This window comes from Bacillus zhangzhouensis, assembly GCF_000715205.1.
GTDB classification, from domain to species: Bacteria; Bacillota; Bacilli; order Bacillales; family Bacillaceae; genus Bacillus; species Bacillus zhangzhouensis.
This window is the reverse complement of sequence record NZ_JOTP01000005.1, coordinates 102,262-117,690: the sequence shown is the minus strand read 5'-3', so window position 1 is coordinate 117,690 and position 15,429 is coordinate 102,262. Positions and strand designations below refer to the sequence as shown.

General features: G+C 42.8%; 19 protein-coding genes and 2 riboswitches. Of the genes, 3 read left to right on the top strand and 16 right to left on the bottom strand.

What is annotated here, in order from left to right; genetic code table 11:
* Positions 1 to 4: 4 nt before the first annotated feature.
* From spoIIIAE to BA70_RS06375, 10 genes are all read right to left on the bottom strand, one after another.
* Entirely contained in the window at positions 5 to 1,198 is a 1,194-nt protein-coding gene (gene spoIIIAE / locus BA70_RS06420; RefSeq protein ID WP_034319677.1) for a stage III sporulation protein AE, read from the bottom strand.
* 19 nt (positions 1,199 to 1,217) lie between these two features.
* Positions 1,218 to 1,631 carry a stage III sporulation protein AD gene (gene spoIIIAD, locus BA70_RS06415; protein ID WP_087978339.1) on the bottom strand — a complete coding sequence of 138 codons (414 nt, stop codon included), beginning with the start codon at positions 1,629 to 1,631 and terminating at the stop codon, positions 1,218 to 1,220.
* Positions 1,628 to 1,834 carry a stage III sporulation protein AC gene (gene spoIIIAC / locus BA70_RS06410; RefSeq protein ID WP_003153142.1) on the bottom strand — a complete coding sequence of 69 codons (207 nt, stop codon included), beginning with the start codon at positions 1,832 to 1,834 and terminating at the stop codon, positions 1,628 to 1,630. Before spoIIIAC ends, spoIIIAD begins: the two co-directional genes overlap by 4 nt.
* A 19-nt stretch (positions 1,835 to 1,853) precedes the next feature.
* Positions 1,854 to 2,369 (bottom strand): stage III sporulation protein SpoIIIAB, encoded by a 516-nt coding sequence (gene spoIIIAB / locus BA70_RS06405; protein WP_034319674.1) that lies wholly within the window; start codon positions 2,367 to 2,369, stop codon positions 1,854 to 1,856.
* Complete coding sequence (gene spoIIIAA, locus BA70_RS06400) at positions 2,363 to 3,286, bottom strand: stage III sporulation protein AA (protein ID WP_034319671.1); 924 nt, start codon at positions 3,284 to 3,286, stop codon at positions 2,363 to 2,365. The genes spoIIIAB and spoIIIAA overlap by 7 nt, the downstream gene beginning before the upstream one ends.
* A 66-nt stretch (positions 3,287 to 3,352) precedes the next feature.
* Positions 3,353 to 3,637, bottom strand: coding sequence for a YqhV family protein (locus tag BA70_RS06395; RefSeq protein WP_034319668.1), 285 nt, complete (start codon positions 3,635 to 3,637; stop codon positions 3,353 to 3,355).
* A gap of 172 nt (positions 3,638 to 3,809) precedes the next feature.
* Positions 3,810 to 4,367 carry an elongation factor P gene (efp, locus tag BA70_RS06390; protein WP_034319665.1) on the bottom strand — a complete coding sequence of 186 codons (558 nt, stop codon included), beginning with the start codon at positions 4,365 to 4,367 and terminating at the stop codon, positions 3,810 to 3,812.
* Between the two features lie 25 nt (positions 4,368 to 4,392).
* Positions 4,393 to 5,454: a M24 family metallopeptidase gene (locus tag BA70_RS06385; RefSeq protein WP_034319662.1), complete on the bottom strand. Its 1,062-nt coding sequence runs from the start codon at positions 5,452 to 5,454 to the stop codon at positions 4,393 to 4,395.
* A complete protein-coding gene (gene aroQ / locus BA70_RS06380) occupies positions 5,451 to 5,894 on the bottom strand; it encodes a type II 3-dehydroquinate dehydratase (protein ID WP_034319659.1) in 444 nt (147 codons plus the stop codon). The genes BA70_RS06385 and aroQ overlap by 4 nt, the downstream gene beginning before the upstream one ends.
* A gap of 108 nt (positions 5,895 to 6,002) precedes the next feature.
* Positions 6,003 to 6,530, bottom strand: coding sequence for a YqhR family membrane protein (locus tag BA70_RS06375; protein ID WP_034319656.1), 528 nt, complete (start codon positions 6,528 to 6,530; stop codon positions 6,003 to 6,005).
* Positions 6,531 to 6,751: 221 nt separating this feature from the next.
* On the opposite strand from BA70_RS06375, the gene BA70_RS06370 reads away from it, so the two are divergent.
* Both BA70_RS06370 and BA70_RS06365 read left to right on the top strand, forming a co-directional pair.
* Entirely contained in the window at positions 6,752 to 7,708 is a 957-nt protein-coding gene (locus BA70_RS06370) for a DUF1385 domain-containing protein (RefSeq protein WP_034319653.1), read from the top strand.
* Between the two features lie 38 nt (positions 7,709 to 7,746).
* Complete coding sequence (locus tag BA70_RS06365) at positions 7,747 to 8,145, top strand: SA1362 family protein (protein ID WP_034319651.1); 399 nt, start codon at positions 7,747 to 7,749, stop codon at positions 8,143 to 8,145.
* On the opposite strand, the gene BA70_RS06360 is transcribed toward BA70_RS06365, so the two are convergent.
* The 3 genes from BA70_RS06360 to BA70_RS06350 form a co-directional block, all read right to left on the bottom strand.
* Entirely contained in the window at positions 8,142 to 9,017 is an 876-nt protein-coding gene (locus tag BA70_RS06360) for a patatin-like phospholipase family protein (protein WP_034319649.1), read from the bottom strand. The genes BA70_RS06365 and BA70_RS06360 overlap by 4 nt on opposite strands.
* 104 nt (positions 9,018 to 9,121) lie before the next feature.
* Positions 9,122 to 9,556, bottom strand: a complete 435-nt coding sequence (mntR, locus tag BA70_RS06355; RefSeq protein WP_003215946.1) for a transcriptional regulator MntR — start codon at positions 9,554 to 9,556, stop codon at positions 9,122 to 9,124.
* A gap of 84 nt (positions 9,557 to 9,640) precedes the next feature.
* Complete coding sequence (locus tag BA70_RS06350) at positions 9,641 to 10,477, bottom strand: lipoate--protein ligase family protein (protein WP_034319647.1); 837 nt, start codon at positions 10,475 to 10,477, stop codon at positions 9,641 to 9,643.
* A 220-nt stretch (positions 10,478 to 10,697) separates the two neighbouring features.
* On the opposite strand from BA70_RS06350, the gene BA70_RS06345 reads away from it, so the two are divergent.
* Positions 10,698 to 11,078 (top strand): rhodanese-like domain-containing protein, encoded by a 381-nt coding sequence (locus BA70_RS06345; RefSeq protein WP_099726786.1) that lies wholly within the window; start codon positions 10,698 to 10,700, stop codon positions 11,076 to 11,078.
* Between the two features lie 42 nt (positions 11,079 to 11,120).
* On the opposite strand, the gene gcvPB is transcribed toward BA70_RS06345, so the two are convergent.
* Genes gcvPB through gcvT form a run of 3 tightly spaced genes read right to left on the bottom strand, consistent with a single transcriptional unit; the run spans position 11,121 to position 15,034 of the window.
* Positions 11,121 to 12,581 carry an aminomethyl-transferring glycine dehydrogenase subunit GcvPB gene (gene gcvPB, locus BA70_RS06340; RefSeq protein ID WP_034319642.1) on the bottom strand — a complete coding sequence of 487 codons (1,461 nt, stop codon included), beginning with the start codon at positions 12,579 to 12,581 and terminating at the stop codon, positions 11,121 to 11,123.
* Positions 12,574 to 13,920, bottom strand: a complete 1,347-nt coding sequence (gene gcvPA, locus BA70_RS06335) for an aminomethyl-transferring glycine dehydrogenase subunit GcvPA (RefSeq protein WP_034319641.1) — start codon at positions 13,918 to 13,920, stop codon at positions 12,574 to 12,576. Before gcvPA ends, gcvPB begins: the two co-directional genes overlap by 8 nt.
* Before the next feature lie 16 nt (positions 13,921 to 13,936).
* On the bottom strand, positions 13,937 to 15,034 hold the full coding sequence (gene gcvT, locus BA70_RS06330) for a glycine cleavage system aminomethyltransferase GcvT (protein WP_034319639.1): 1,098 nt from the start codon (positions 15,032 to 15,034) through the stop codon (positions 13,937 to 13,939).
* Between the two features lie 104 nt (positions 15,035 to 15,138).
* Positions 15,139 to 15,234, bottom strand: a riboswitch (glycine riboswitch).
* 3 nt (positions 15,235 to 15,237) lie between these two features.
* Positions 15,238 to 15,345, bottom strand: a riboswitch (glycine riboswitch).
* Positions 15,346 to 15,429 lie beyond the last annotated feature (84 nt).

Genomic DNA, 15,429 nt, shown 5'->3' with positions numbered 1-15,429 from the left:
CTCCTTACTTCATCATCATGGTCAGATTACCAGCAGTAATGATGACGGTAATGCTTAAAAAGAACATGAGCGACACAACAGCTAGTGCAGCAAATATATAAAGAACACTTTTTGAAATGACATCAAGACAGCTAATAATCGGTCCGCCCCCTAGAGGCTGAAGAATGGCAGCGGCAAGCTTATATATAAGGGCAAGCGACAGAACCTTAATCGCCGGAAAGGCTGCAATGGAAATCAAAATGGCGACTCCTACAAGCCCGACCGTATTTTTAAGCAAAACAGAGGCGCTGATGACTGTATCCGTCGCATCTGTAAACATCCTGCCAAGCACAGGGATGAAATTTCCGGTGATAAATTTGGCTGTACGAAGTGCGATTCCATCACTGATGGCAGCAGATGCACCTTGCACAGAAATGACGCCGAGAAAAACGGTTAAAAAAACGGCTAGTCCGCCAATCGCTACATTTCTTAACAGCTGGGCAAGCTGGGTGACCTTGTATTGTTCGGTCAGCGTACTGACGATGCTCAATATCGCTGATAAAAAGATAAGCGGAAGAACGACATACTGAATAAAAACGCCGCTTGTGTTCATCAAAAACAAAATAACAGGATGAAAGAATCCGGCCGAGACAAGCCCGCCTGATGAAGCAATGAGTGCTAATAAAAGAGGAATAAGAGCAAGAATAAAACTGGTCATCGTTTGAATGGCTTCTGTTGCATAGGAAATCGCTACATGAAAGCTGTTTAGTGCAATAATGATGAGTACCATATAAACGAGGGCGTATGCGACTTTACTGACGGTGCTTTGCTCAAAAGCATTTTGCAAAAGCTGCAAAAGCGAACAAAAGATGGTGAGTAAAATCAGTGTTCCAAGGAGCTTTCCGTTTGCAATGACCTCATGAAAAAGATAATGAACAAATGCCTTCAGCCACGTTTGTGGAGACAGTTCTTTGTCGCCATCAATCATTTCCTTCACTGTGCCTTTTTGGCTTTCTGGCAGAAAGCCGCCATATTCGTCCAATATGGATTCCCAAAAGTCACTGATGGAATGAAGCTCTAATGCATCAGCCTGTCCATTCGCTACTTCTTCTGCTACTGGTTCTTCACTTGATAAATGCACATTTTCTTCTGCACCTGCATGCGGAGCGATCAGCCAAAAGAAAAGTATAAGTCCTATAACAGCTGTCACCCGTTTCATAGTCATCACCTCTTTTCAATTAAGTCATAGACGGGATCATGCCTAAGATGGTCTCAATGATGACTGTTAAAATCGGGACTGCCATGACCAAGATGAGGATCTTACCGCCAAGCTCTATTTTCGATGCAATGGCGCCTTGTCCAGCATCCTTCGTGAGCTGGGCGCCGAATTCCGCAATATAGGCAATGCCAATAATCTTTAAAATGGTTTCAACATACTTCATGTTGACGCCGGCACTTGCCGCAATTTTTTCAATCATCGAGATAATGGCATAAATTTGATCAATTAAATAAAGAAAAATCACACACCCTGTAAACACAACAAGCATAAAGGCAAAGGTTGGCTTTTGTTCTTTGACGATTAATGCTAAGAAAGTAGCGATTAAACCAAGTCCAACAATTTGTATGATTTCGATTTGTAAGCCCTCCCCTATCCTTGAAATAGAAATACGGCTTTAATCTTTTTAAACAAATCATCTACAATGGTTGCCACCATGAACAAAATGTAGATAAACCCAAGTAGCGTCACCCACTGAGCGTACTCCTTTTTCCCCATTTGATCTAAAATCGTATGGAGAAAGGCCACGACAATGCCTACTCCCGCAATTTGAAAAATGACGTTCACATCAACGCCCATGCTCTCGACTCCCTTCCTCTCACATCAATAAAAGAATCAGTAGTAATCCGCTTAAAAATCCGAGGCTTCTGACCATTTTTTCATTTTTCGCTTGGGCGATTTCAGCTTCCTTCTCCTCTGATTCCAAATGGCCTAAAGCTAGCTTGATATGTTTTTGCTGAGCAGTGACATCATGCTGACCAAGTGTTTCTCCAAAGTGCTTAAGCGCCTCGTATTCGCCTTTTTTCAAAACGGTCTTTTTCCAAACATCCTCCAGACTTTCATGCCATGCATGTCGTGCAGAAAAAGTCCCGATTTTGAGCTTTTCTGCAAATTGTTCAAATAACCGATTCACTGGGGGGCCTACTTGCGACGCAATTTGCTCTGCAGCCCGCGCTAGAGGTGTTTGACCATACATGATTTCAGCTTCAAGAGACTGGAGAGCAAACCGGAGCTGCCTAATTTGCTTAGGTCGATCGCTGTATCGTTTGGCAAACTCGAACCCTCCCCATGTCGTGGCCGCGACAATGAAAATAGCACCAATGAGCTTTAACATACGTCCACTCCCCGCCTCCACTTCATCTCTTGTCCATCTTGGTCATACATCCGTCCGATCGTGCCGGGACCATTTTTTCTATTTAATTCCACATATCGTTCAAACACACGAAGCTGCCATAACGGCTTAAATGATGGCCGTTTATATAGATCTTCAAGTGAATTTCCATGAGCTGAGACGATAATGGTGACTCCGGCATGAATCGCTTCTAAAAGCGCCTGTACATCCTCACTTTTTCCTATTTCATCTACAATGATGACCTCTGGACTCATGGACCGAATCATCATCATTAAGCCCTCAGCCTTAGGACACGCATCAAGCACATCAATCCGGTGCCCAAAATGATGCTGTGGCACCCCTCTTATACACCCGGCAATTTCAGAGCGTTCATCAATAATTCCTGTTTTTCTAGGAGAAATTGTTTTTGTGCCTGTACTAGCAAGACGCGCTACGTCACGCAGCAATGTTGTTTTCCCTGTTTGCGGAGGACCGATAATAAGTGTATTGCACCAATTTTGTTCATATAAATAAGGAAGAAAGGGAAGTGCAATCCCGATTTTTTCTTTTGCGATGCGAATATTAAATGAAGATATATCTCTTAGTCCTTTGACGAATCCATTTTCAACGATCACCTTTCCTGCAAGACCGACCCTGTGTCCGCCAGATATGGTGATATAGCCTTGTTTTAATTCTTCCTCAAGTGTGTACATGCTGTAATTGCTTAACCTGCCTAATAGCTGAGACGCATCTTCTCCTGTTGTGTGATAGGAAAGAAAGCGCGGTTTTCCGGCTTGCATCAATTCAATCGGACGATCCGTGCGAATGCGGATTTCTTCTATTTGCGCCCATTCTGTCTCATTTAGAAGCCTGAGTTCTTGTCCAATCGAGTGCGGGAGAATATCCAACAAACTCCGCAACGAATTCCCCTCCTTTTTTTCTTCTCTAAAATGTATGATGCGAGTCGTTAATTATGCCAAGCCGTTTCACTTATAGATCCCAACAAGAATAAACACGACACCAATGAAAATAAACACGAGCTTTGCATAGGATAACTGCCCTGCCATTTGATAGATTCCAATCGTCATGGTGATAATAAAAATGAGCGGCCCGATGATCGCCAATATACTATTGATCACAACCGCTTTGCGTACATCATTTGTGATCAAAATGAGGATGGCTGCTGTTAGTTCAATGGTTGCAGATAAGAACCTCATGCCTGCCATCGCAGCCACTGATGGGTGTATGCCTGGGAAAAGAAATTGTTTCATGTAGAACCTCCAGCTTTTTTTACACTATATGCTTGACTAGCCGGAAGTAGTCTTGTTTTTCAGACGTAGGAGAGATAGATGAGAGAATAGAGTGAAGGCGTTCTTATCGAGAGTCATATTTTTTCAATAAAAAAAGACTGTAAACACGAGGTTTACAGTCTTTCTTCGTTCATTACGCTCTTGAAACGTATGAACCATCAGATGTATTAATCACTAGTTTATCTCCTTGGTTCACAAAGAAAGGAACGTTGACGATTAAACCAGTTTCAGTTTTCGCAGGTTTTGATCCGCCTGATGTTGTGTCACCTTTAATACCAGGCTCTGTTTCTACTACTTCTAGTTCTACCGTGTTTGGAAGTTCAACTCCAAGTGTTTCAGCACCGTACATCACGATTTGAACTGACATATTTTCAAGCAAGTATTTCAGCTCATCTTTAATTTGTGTTTCACTTAGTTCAAGCTGCTCGTATGAACTTGTATCCATGAATACATGCTGGTCACCAGTTGCATACAAGTATTGCATTGTTTTTGTTTCAATTTGAGCTTTCGCTACTTTTTCACCTGCACGGAATGTTTTTTCTTGAATAGCACCAGTACGAAGGTTACGCAGTTTAGAACGAACAAACGCTGCGCCTTTCCCTGGTTTTACGTGTTGGAAATCCACGACACGCCAAATACCGCCGTCCACTTCAATTGTCAGGCCTGTACGAAAATCGTTTACTGAAATCATTTTGTCATCCTCCTACATTTCACCATCATAATATGATAAGTTCTTTCGGTGAGTGGGTCAATCGTTTATTGCCGTCAGCTGTTAGGACTATATCATCCTCAATTCTCACGCCGCCGACATCTGGCAAGTAAATTCCTGGCTCAACTGTTACAACCATTCCCTCTTCTAACACGACCTCTGAGCGTGAGGAAAGGCCAGGCGCTTCATGTACTTCCATACCAAGCCCGTGTCCAGTCGAATGCCCGAAGTATTGACCGTAGCCATACTTTTCAATGATGTCTCGTGTGATGCGATCAGCTTCTTTTCCTGTTAAGCCTGGCTTGATTCTATCCACACCAGCGTTTTCTGCTTCTAATACGATATGATAAATTTCCTTTAGCTTGTCGCTTGGCGTTCCGACGGCAATCGTTCTTGTCATATCAGAACAATAGCCTTTATAGTAGGCTCCGAAATCAAGTGTAACCAAATCACCAGATTCAATTACCTTTTCACTCGCTCTCCCGTGTGGCAGGCTTGAACGAACACCTGAGGCGACAATCATATCGAATGAAGATCCTTCAGCACCTTCTTTTCTCATGAAAAATTCAAGCTCGTTCATGACGGCAATTTCTGTCAGGCCCGGCTTGATGTAATTGAGAATATGATCGAAGGCGTGATCTGCAATCTTCGCAGCTTCCTCTAATATCTTAATCTCTTCACTAGACTTAATCAAGCGCAACTTTTCAACTGATTCTGAGACAGGAACAAGCTCGATACCGCCTGCTTTTTCAGCATACTGCTGATAAGTGGCAAATGTCATATGGTTTTGTTCAAACCCAAGACATTTTACCCCAAACTCCCTTGCCGTTTGGGCAGCTGTTTCCACAATGTTTCCTTTATGTTCAATGATGTCATAGCCTTTCACTTGATCCTTGGCTTGTTCTGTGTAGCGAAAATCCGTAATAAAGGCCGCTCGATCCTTTGAAACGACTGCAAGGCCGGCTGATCCAGTAAAGCTGGTCATGTACTGCAAATTAAAGCTGCTCGTAATCACAAGACCATCAATCTCTAATTCGGTTAAAAGTTTTCTTAGTTTTTCAAGCTTCAAGATACCGCTCCCCCTTCACTGACTAAATAACGAATCGCCAATTTATACCCTTCTAAACCAAGACCAACGATTTGCCCTTGGCATACTGGAGCAAGTACAGAATGATGGCGGAATTCCTCTCTCTTATGAACATTTGTGATATGTACTTCGATGACAGGTAATGAAATACTTGCAATGGCATCTCTCAGCGCGTAACTATAGTGGGTAAAAGCACCGGGGTTAAACACGACGCCATCGTACTGATCCTCTGCTTCGTGGAGCGCATCGATCAGATCCCCTTCGTGATTCGATTGAAAGAACGTTAGTTGGATATTTGCTCTTTCTGCGAACTGAAACAAATCCGTTTCTAAATCCGTCAGCGTTTTACTTCCGTAAACAGCAGGCTCTCTCTTGCCGAGCCTATTTAAGTTGGGTCCATTCAGCATAAGAAAATGAGGCATTTGACCACTCCTTCATCCTAATTCAATCTATTTCGATATCTGTTTCTTTTTCCTTAGAAACCTTTCGTTTCCAAAAATATTTTATCATATGAATGGGCGATTTACACTTTATTCTGTCTTTTTCCCGAGTGCCCTTGCTAGCTTCTGACTCGTTAATTCATTGTATTCAAACGAAATACTGTATCCAATAAACATGCCATATAAAATATATAGGCAAAATGTCGTCACAATGGTGCTTTGCTGTAAATCTTGTACTTGCTTCACATCTGGGAAAATAGGATTAAATACATAAAAAACAAGCAACCATAATAGCCCCCCATAAATGAGACCCACCCAAAAGCCTTTGACCCGTTTTAAAAGCCCGTAATAAATAAAAGCCGCTCCAATAGATAAAAGCCCTAAAAGCACAATACTAATAAAAGTGCCAAGTCCTCCCTTTTTCCATTCTCCGAGCACAAAAGGCTGAAGCAGCATATTCGGACTCACCTCTGAAAAATGAAACATATGGGTCAAAAATCCGATAAAGCTCCAAAAAACACCGCCAACAAAGCCCGTAGCAGCTGCTCTTGCCACGAGCGATGACGTTTGCACTGACTGATTTTTTTCTTCTTGCTTTTTCTTTTCATCACGTTTCATATGAACACCTCCAGCAAGTAGTATGTCCAATATGTCATGAAAAAAAAGGATTTCCATGCGTGAGTGTAAAATTTTTATAACAGGGTATACTGGCTAAAAAGAGGTAGATAGAATTCTAGTAGATAATCGACCTGTGAGCTAGTGATTTCCCCTCATTTCCTGTACAATGAAGGTATAAGGAAATGCATGTAAATTACAGGAAACAGGCAGGTTGATGAAATATGTCCAATCAAACAAAACCTCCAGCATATGGAGGGCAGGCAGTTGTCGAAGGTGTCATGTTCGGAGGTAAAAAGAACTATGTGACAGCGATTCGGCGTAAGGATCAGTCCATTGAGTTTTTGAAGCTTCCCCGGACCTCCAATAAACGAACCGCCTTTCTCAAGAAAATCCCATTTGTCAGGGGTGTTGCTGCACTTGTTGAAGCAAGCGCAAACGGCAGTAAGCACTTAAACTTCTCCAGTGAGCGCTATGACTTAGATCCTTCTGAAGATCATTCTCTTGAAAAAGAACAAAAAGGCTCGAAATTATCGATGATCTTTGGCATTGCTGTGATCGGAGTTCTCTCTCTTCTCTTTAGTAAATTTGTCTTTACCCTAGTACCTGTCTTTTTAGCTGAGCTTGTGCGGCCTATTTTCTCAGGGAATTTCGCACAAATCGCAGTTGAAACATTCTTTAAATTGATCCTGTTATTAGGCTATATTTACTTTATTTCCATGACCCCTTTAATTAAAAGGGTATTTCAATATCATGGCGCAGAACATAAAGTCATAAACTGCTATGAACAGAATCTTGACATCACAGTGGAAAATGTCCAAAGCCAGTCCCGGCTGCATTATCGATGCGGCAGCAGCTTTATTTTATTCACTGTCATTGTCGGAATGTTCGTCTATTTACTCGTACCGACAGATCCTTTATGGGTAAGAGTTCTGAACCGCTTGGCGCTCATTCCGGTTGTTCTGGGCATTTCATTTGAAGTCTTGCAGCTCACGAACAAACTCCGTGACGTGCCTGTGCTAAAAGTGCTTGGCTATCCTGGTCTTTGGCTGCAATTGCTCACAACAAAAGAACCCTCTGACGATCAAGTCGAGGTAGCCATTGCAAGTTTTAATGAACTTCTTCGTTTAGAGGAAGCGTCTGAGAAACAAGCGTCAGATTCTGCTCATCAAGTGATCTAGCTTATAAATCCGGTAAATTCCTTCGGAGGTGGACAGTTATGAATCGCCGAGTACATCCTGCTTTTACCATTATTTTCGCTTTAGGTGTTTTGGGATTTGTGTATTTACTCACAACGAACCCAGGCAGACTCTTTACGATGCTGCTATCAGTTGTGATCATTGGAGCGGTTGTGTTTTTCCTATTTAGATGGCTGATGAATCGAAGAACTGGAACAGAAGGCAATCTTTATCGTAAAGCAGTCAAACAATCAAAACGTCGCTACCAGCAGCAGCCTAAACCAAAAACGAAAAGCCAGATGAAAAATCGGGTCACTCATTTGCGAAGCGTGCCGACTGACCACAAGTCTAAGCCCGTCCTTCTCAAAAAGAAAAGCCAAACACAATTGACTGTGATTGAAGGCAAGAAAAACAAAAAGAAGAACCGCGCCTTATTTTAAAAAGTCCAGCTTTTTAAAAATTGCTCGGCCTTCTGTCTACCTAGATCGACGAGCGCCCTTTTCTTTTCTGTCATGAGATGAAAATCAGTGGCAATGACGTGTTCTACAGGAATAAAAATAATATGACGTTCGTGTTTTGTGGCAATATGTCTTTCGTCATGCGCACCACGCATCGTTTCAAAAAGAGCGCCAAACAGTTCAAACGCATTGCGGATGGAGTGTTGAGGGCGTTCTTTTTCATTTGGGGTTAACGTGACGCCAACGAACGGTCTTTTTTTCTCTTCAGCAAATAACCAAATCGGGAAGTTACTGAGGACTCCGCCATCAACAATGGTACAAATGCCTTTTGAAGACTTTAGTTTGACTGGCTCGAAAAAATACGGCAGGCTGCAGCTCATGCGAATGGCTCGTGCAACGGAAAACCGTTCTGGATTTAATCCATATGAAGGAAGGTCGTCTGGCAGGACGAGGATTCTTCCATTTGTTAAGTCAGAAGCAATGATTTTGAGCGAATTTTTTTTGAGATCCCCAAATACGGTAACCCCTTTTCGTTTTAAAACATCTGTGAGCCATTTTTCCAGCCGGTCTCCTTTGTAAAGACCAAGACGCCAATAAATGGATACCCACCTGAGCATTTTAAACGGGATGAATTGACACCTTCGGTCGAGCAATTGATGTTCATCCATTTCATCTAAAAGCTCCCGAATCTCCTGACTTGTAAAACCTGCTGCGATAAGTGCAGCAATAATCGCACCAGCACTTGTACCAGCAAGCCGGACAAATTGAAATCCTCTCGCTTCAAGCGCTTCATAAGCACCTGCAAGCGCTGCACCCTTAATGCCTCCACCTGAGAACACACCATCTATCTTCATTCAGGAGCCCCCTTTTTATCTCACACTATTAATAGTGTAGGAGCATTTGCTTTCAATTAGAACTTTATTCAAAAAGGACACCCTCAGTATAGGTGTCCTTTTTCTTAAGATTCTTGATTTGTTTGTTCGTTTTTCTTTTGAATCGCTTTCAGCTGTACAGATCGCTCGTCGTTTTCTTCAAAGAATTGAACAAGATCGCCGATGCGGTCAATGCTGTTCCAGCTGAGATGATGCTCAATGCCTTCTACATCATCATAAATCTTCTCTTCATCTACACCAATGATTCTTAAAAATTGCTCAAGCAGTTCATGTCTGTATACGAGACGTTTTCCAATTTTTTTGCCTTTCGGGGTTAAAATCAGACCACGATATTTCTCATAAATGAGGTATTCATCTTTATCTAGCTTCTGAACCATTTTTGTTACAGAGGAGGGATGGACAGCGAGGGCTTCTGCAATATCAGATACTCTGGCATATCCTTTTTCTTCTATCAGCATATAAATTTGTTCAATATAATCTTCCATACTAGGTGTAGTCATAAAACCCCTCCAAAATGCACCTTTACTTAATAATCATAACAATTCTACACCATCGCCCATTAAAAAACAAGAATGTCCATCGTCTTAACGCTTGTAATTCCAATCATCTGAGGCATATTTCGTTTTGGCGAGATGGTGGACAAACGCTAATTCTTCATCTGTCAGTTCATAAGGCACAAGCTCGATATTTAATCCTTTTTCAAACCCTCGTTTAAACGCCACACGGGCATCGTCTAATGTACATGTTCGATCTGAAATTTCATTGGTTGCGACCGCCTTGTTTTTAAAGCTGCGCTGCATCCGCTCTCTTACCCGGTCGTTTGGATAAAGAAACAAATCGAACAATTTGTCTTCATCAAGGTCAATTAAGATCGAGCCATGCTGAAGGATCACACCTTTTTGTCTCGTTTGAGCACTGCCTGCTACTTTTCTGCCTTCTACGACAAGCTCGTACCACGAAGGAGCATCAAAGCATACAGACGATCTTGGGTTTTTTAAGCTTTCCTTTTCTTTTTCTGTACGAGGAATGGCAAAATACGCATCAAGTCCCAGTTCTTTAAAGCCCTCTAAAATGCCTTCTGAAATGACGCGGTACGCCTCAGTCACTGTCGCTGGCATTTCTGGATGCTCCTCTGACACAATGACGCTGTAGGTCAGCTCCTGATCATGAAGAACCCCCCGCCCTCCTGTTGGTCTGCGGACAAATCCGAGACCATAGCGCTTGACCGCTTCCATGTTAATTTCTTTTTCAACATGCTGAAAATATCCAACAGACAATGTTGCCGGATCCCATCCATAAAAACGGATCACAGGCGGGATGAGCTTCTCACTATGCCAATAAAGCAAGGCTTCGTCCATTGCCATGTTAAAGGCAGGGTCTTGGTTTCCTGTATCAATGAAACACCATTTCTCTTTTTGCATATAAAAATCCCTTCTCTTTTACGTAGTCAATGTTAGATGATGGTGGTGACCACCGATTTTCTCTCTTCATCAGTCTATCAAATAGGGAAGGAATTGAAAATAATTCTGACCATTTATGATGACAAGTTTCTTTTGCTTTACTATAATAGTATTTGTCTAAAACGTACCATCAGACAGGCCACTGTGCTGATGCTCAAGAAGGAGTCGAGTCGTATTGCCAATATTCAACTATATCGTCCTCTCACTTTGTGGACTTTTCGTTCTTTATTCCATCGGCAGCTACATTTATCAGCAACGCATTATGAAAACGCTGACGGAAGAAGAATTCATTAAAGGTTACCGCAAAGCTCAACTCATTGATGTGAGAGAACCAAATGAGTTTGAAGGCGGACATATTTTAGGGGCAAGAAACATCCCCCTTTCACAACTAAAGCAGCGAAAAAATGAAATACGTCCTGACAAGCCTGTTTATCTCTATTGCCAAAATAATTTGAGAAGCGGGAAAGCAGCCCAAACTTTACGTAAAAACGGCTGTCGTGAGATTTATAATTTAAAGGGCGGCTTTAAAAAATGGGGCGGCCGCATCAAAACGAAAAACTAATAAAAAAGACTCTGGGAGCTAGCCGCCCCCTTTGAGTCTTTTTTATTTTCTCTCAAACACAAGAACTGGATTCCGTGCAGCCTTTGTTTCGTCCATTCGTTTGACAACCGTTGTATGCGGTGCTTCCTGCACCACTTCTGGATTCTCTTCTGCTTCTTTTGCAATTTGAATCATCGCTTCAATGAATGCATCAAGTGTTTCCTTTGATTCTGTTTCAGTTGGTTCAATCATGATACATTCCTCTACATTCAGCGGGAAGTAGATCGTTGGCGGATGATAGCCAAAATCAAGTAATCGTTTGGCAATATCAAGTGTCCGCACACCTAGTTTCTTCTGACGTTTACCTGAAAGGACAAATTCATGCTTACAATGACGATCAAATGGCAAATCGTAATGAGCACATAAGCGGCGCATCATATAGTTCGCATTTAACACCGCATTATCAGTCACAGCCTTTAAGCCGTCTGGTCCCATAGAGCGGATATACGCATACGCTCTGACATTGATGCCAAAGTTGCCATAGAACGGTTTCACACGACCAATGGATTCTGGGCAATCGTAATCAAAGGAATAACGACCTTCTTTCTTCACAAGCACTGGCTTTGGCAAGTATGGAATCAAATCCTTTTTCACGCCAACTGGACCTGAACCAGGACCTCCGCCTCCGTGTGGACCTGTAAATGTTTTATGAAGATTTAAGTGAACCACATCAAATCCCATATCCCCTGGTCTTGCTCTGCTTAAAACAGCATTCAAGTTCGCACCGTCATAATAAAGCTTACCGCCAGCCCCGTGAACGATTTCAGCCATTTCTAAGATGTTTTCTTCAAAAAGGCCGAGTGTATTCGGGTTTGTCAGCATAAGCGCAGCTGTTTCTTCATTGACAACACGGCGTAAATCCTCTAAATCAACAAGCCCATTTTCATCAGATGCGACGGTAATCGTTTCAAACCCAGCCACTGTCGCAGATGCTGGATTCGTTCCATGAGCAGAATCAGGCACGATGACTTTTGTTCGTTTATGATCTCCTCTCGCTTCATGGTACGCACGAATCATCATGAGTCCTGTCCATTCGCCATGTGCTCCTGCCGCAGGCTGTAATGTCACCGCGTCCATCCCTGTGATTTCTTCAAGATGGTCACCTAGGTCATAAAGTAATTCTAATGCTCCTTGCACAGTGTCTGCTTCTTGGAGTGGATGAACTTGCGAGAAGCCTGCAAGGCGTGCGACCTTTTCGTTAATCTTTGGATTATATTTCATCGTACAAGAGCCAAGAGGGTAAAATCCGGAATCAACTCCATGATTACGTCTTGATAGTGCCGTATAATGACGCATGATATCAAGCTCAGATACTTCCGGAAGCTCAGCATCCTCATGACGGATGTACGTTTCATCAAATAGAGCTGGGAGCTCCTGTTCAGGTACATCTAAATCAGGCAGGCTATAACCAATTCTTCCTTCTTTGGATAATTCAAAAATAAGCGGCTGATCTTGTTTATTCATGGCGATCCCCCAATTCCTTGATGAACGTATCAATTTCTTCTTTTGTTCTTAGCTCTGTCACGGCTACAAGCATGTGCTGCTGAAGCTCTGGGTAATCTCTCCCTAAGTCATAGCCGCCGATGATCCCTTTTTCAAGCAATCGTTTATTGACCTCTTTCACAGGCTCATTTAACTTGATCACAAATTCATTAAAATGGGCTCCTTCTACATCAGCCTGTAGCCCATGTTTTTCCGCCTGCATCTTGGCATAATGGGCTTTTTGCACGTTTTGATAGGCGATTTCTTTTATGCCTGTTTTCCCCAGCGCCGTCATCGCAACAGAAGCGGCTAACGCATTTAATGCCTGATTCGAACAAATATTTGACGTCGCTTTATCTCTTCGAATGTGCTGCTCACGTGCTTGAAGGGTCAGCACAAATCCACGAACGCCATTCTCATCTTCTGTTTGTCCGACTAAGCGCCCTGGCACTTTTCGCATTAATTTTTTCGTCACGGCAAAATACCCACAATGAGGTCCGCCAAATGCAGCCGGAATACCAAACGGCTGTGCATCACCAACGACAATATCTGCCCCAAGTTTTCCTGGCGGCGTCAGTAAGCCGAGTGCAAGCGGATTACTTGAGACAATGAAGAGGCTCTTTCCTTTATGTGCAATTGGTTCAATCTCTTTTAACGGTTCTACTACACCGAAAAAGTTTGGATATTGTACAAGAACAGCTGCTGTTTCGTCGCAGACGGCCGCTTCTAATGCAGCTATATCCGTCTGTCCTTTTCGCGCAGGTACCTCGACTACTTCAATATGCTGTCCTTTAGCATATGTTTTCAGCACCGCTCTTGATTCAGGATGAACCGTCTCAGAGACCACAATCTTTTTCTTCTTTGTATGCCCTGCAGCCAGCATCCCCGCTTCAGCTAATGCGGTTCCGCCATCATACATCGAGGAGTTGGCAAGATCCATGCCGGTCAGCTCAGCAATCATCGTTTGAAATTCAAAGATCGCCTGCAATTCGCCTTGCGAAATCTCGGGCTGATAAGGTGTATACGCTGTATAAAATTCAGAACGTGAGATGACGTGATCGACAATGACAGGCTGATAATGATCATACACACCAGCACCAAGAAACGATGCATAGGAAACAGTATCCTTATTCTTTGCAGCTAAGAGAGATAATTCCCGCACAAGCTGTGTTTCGGATGCGGCTTCTTTGATGTTGTATACTCCTTTGAATCTTACTTTCTCTGGGATATCTGAAAAAAGCTCATCAATCGACTGAACGCCAATGACATCCAGCATTTCTCTTTGATCTTGCTCGGTTTGCGGCAAATACCTGTGCTTCATCCTCTATTCCCCCTCGTTATTTGGCTCTTTTATAAAATGGTGTGGCGACGATTTTGGCTTTTAGACGTTTTTTACGAATTTGTACTTCCACTTCTGCCTGAAGCTGCGCCTCTGATGTTTCGATCAGAGCAAGCCCGACATTTTTCTTGAACGTTGGAGATTGTGTGCCCGTTGTGACAATTCCAATCTGCTTCTCTCCTGAAAAGACCGGATAGTCTGTTCGCGGAATCCCTTTATCAATCATTTCAATGCCGACAAGCTTTCGCTTCGCTCCTTCTTCTTTTTGCTTTTTGAGCGCGTCTTTCCCAATAAAATGGACTTCTTTATCCGTTTTGACAGCAAAACCAATCCCGCCCTCTAATGGGGAAATATCCTTTGTGAGCTCCTGACCATAAAGCGGCAGTCTAGCTTCAAATCTTAAGGTGTCACGTGCACCGAGCCCGCACGGTATTAACCCTTTAGGCTGGCCCGCTTCTAATAAAGCCGACCAAATGTGAACGGCATCTTCTGACTGGCAGTAGATTTCAAAGCCGTCTTCTCCTGTGTAGCCGGTTCTTGAAACAAGCACCTCTTTTTGAGCGACCTCAGCTTGTGATAAAAACGTAAATGGCTTGAGAGATGTCACCTCTTCGTCCGCCACATCCTTGATGATGTCAGCAGCAAGAGGTCCTTGAAGTGCTAGCAAGGCGATTTGATCAGAGACATTCTTGATCAATACATCATCCTCCCCTTGATGCTGGAGCAGCCAATCCACATCTTTTTCGATATTTGATGCATTAATGACAAGCAAATAGTTGTTCTTTTCTTTTTGATAGACGAGCAGGTCATCCACTGTCCCGCCATCTTCATAACACATAGCTGTATATAGTGCCTGACCATCCGTCAGCTTAGACAGATCATTGGTTAATAGCCTTTGTAAAAAAGGAAGGGCATCTTGCCCTTTGACTTCCACCTCACCCATGTGAGACACATCAAAAAGCCCTGCTTTTGTTCGAACAGCTTCATGTTCTTCTTTAATGGAAGAAAATTGGACAGGTAATTCCCAGCCCCCGAAGTCAATGGTTTTTGCGCCAAACATTTCATACGCATGAAAAAGCGGTGTTCGTTTCAACATCAATCGTTTCCCCCTTTTTTCTTACAGTGCAGACCACAAGCTGAATTTTCAGAAAAAAATCACAGCAAAAAAGGACAGAGAGCTCCCTTTTATCAAAAAGAAGTCTCTGTCCTTGCACCTGAAAGTTTACAGCACAACATCATTGTGCGTTTTCCCCTTTGGTGGTTTGCTAAAAAACAATGAGCAAACACTCTCCAGAGTTGCGTCCGGTAAGAGTACTTTTGCCTGAGAGATTCACTGAATCAATTCAGCTTGCTCCTTCGGCGCCTGCCAGTGCTAAATAACCGCCAAGTCTCTCCCCATACCATCATCCGCTCATATTCTTCACATTTATTGGACATACTATCAAAATGGGTGACTTATTTTCTAGATCACTTACCAACATCCTACCATTA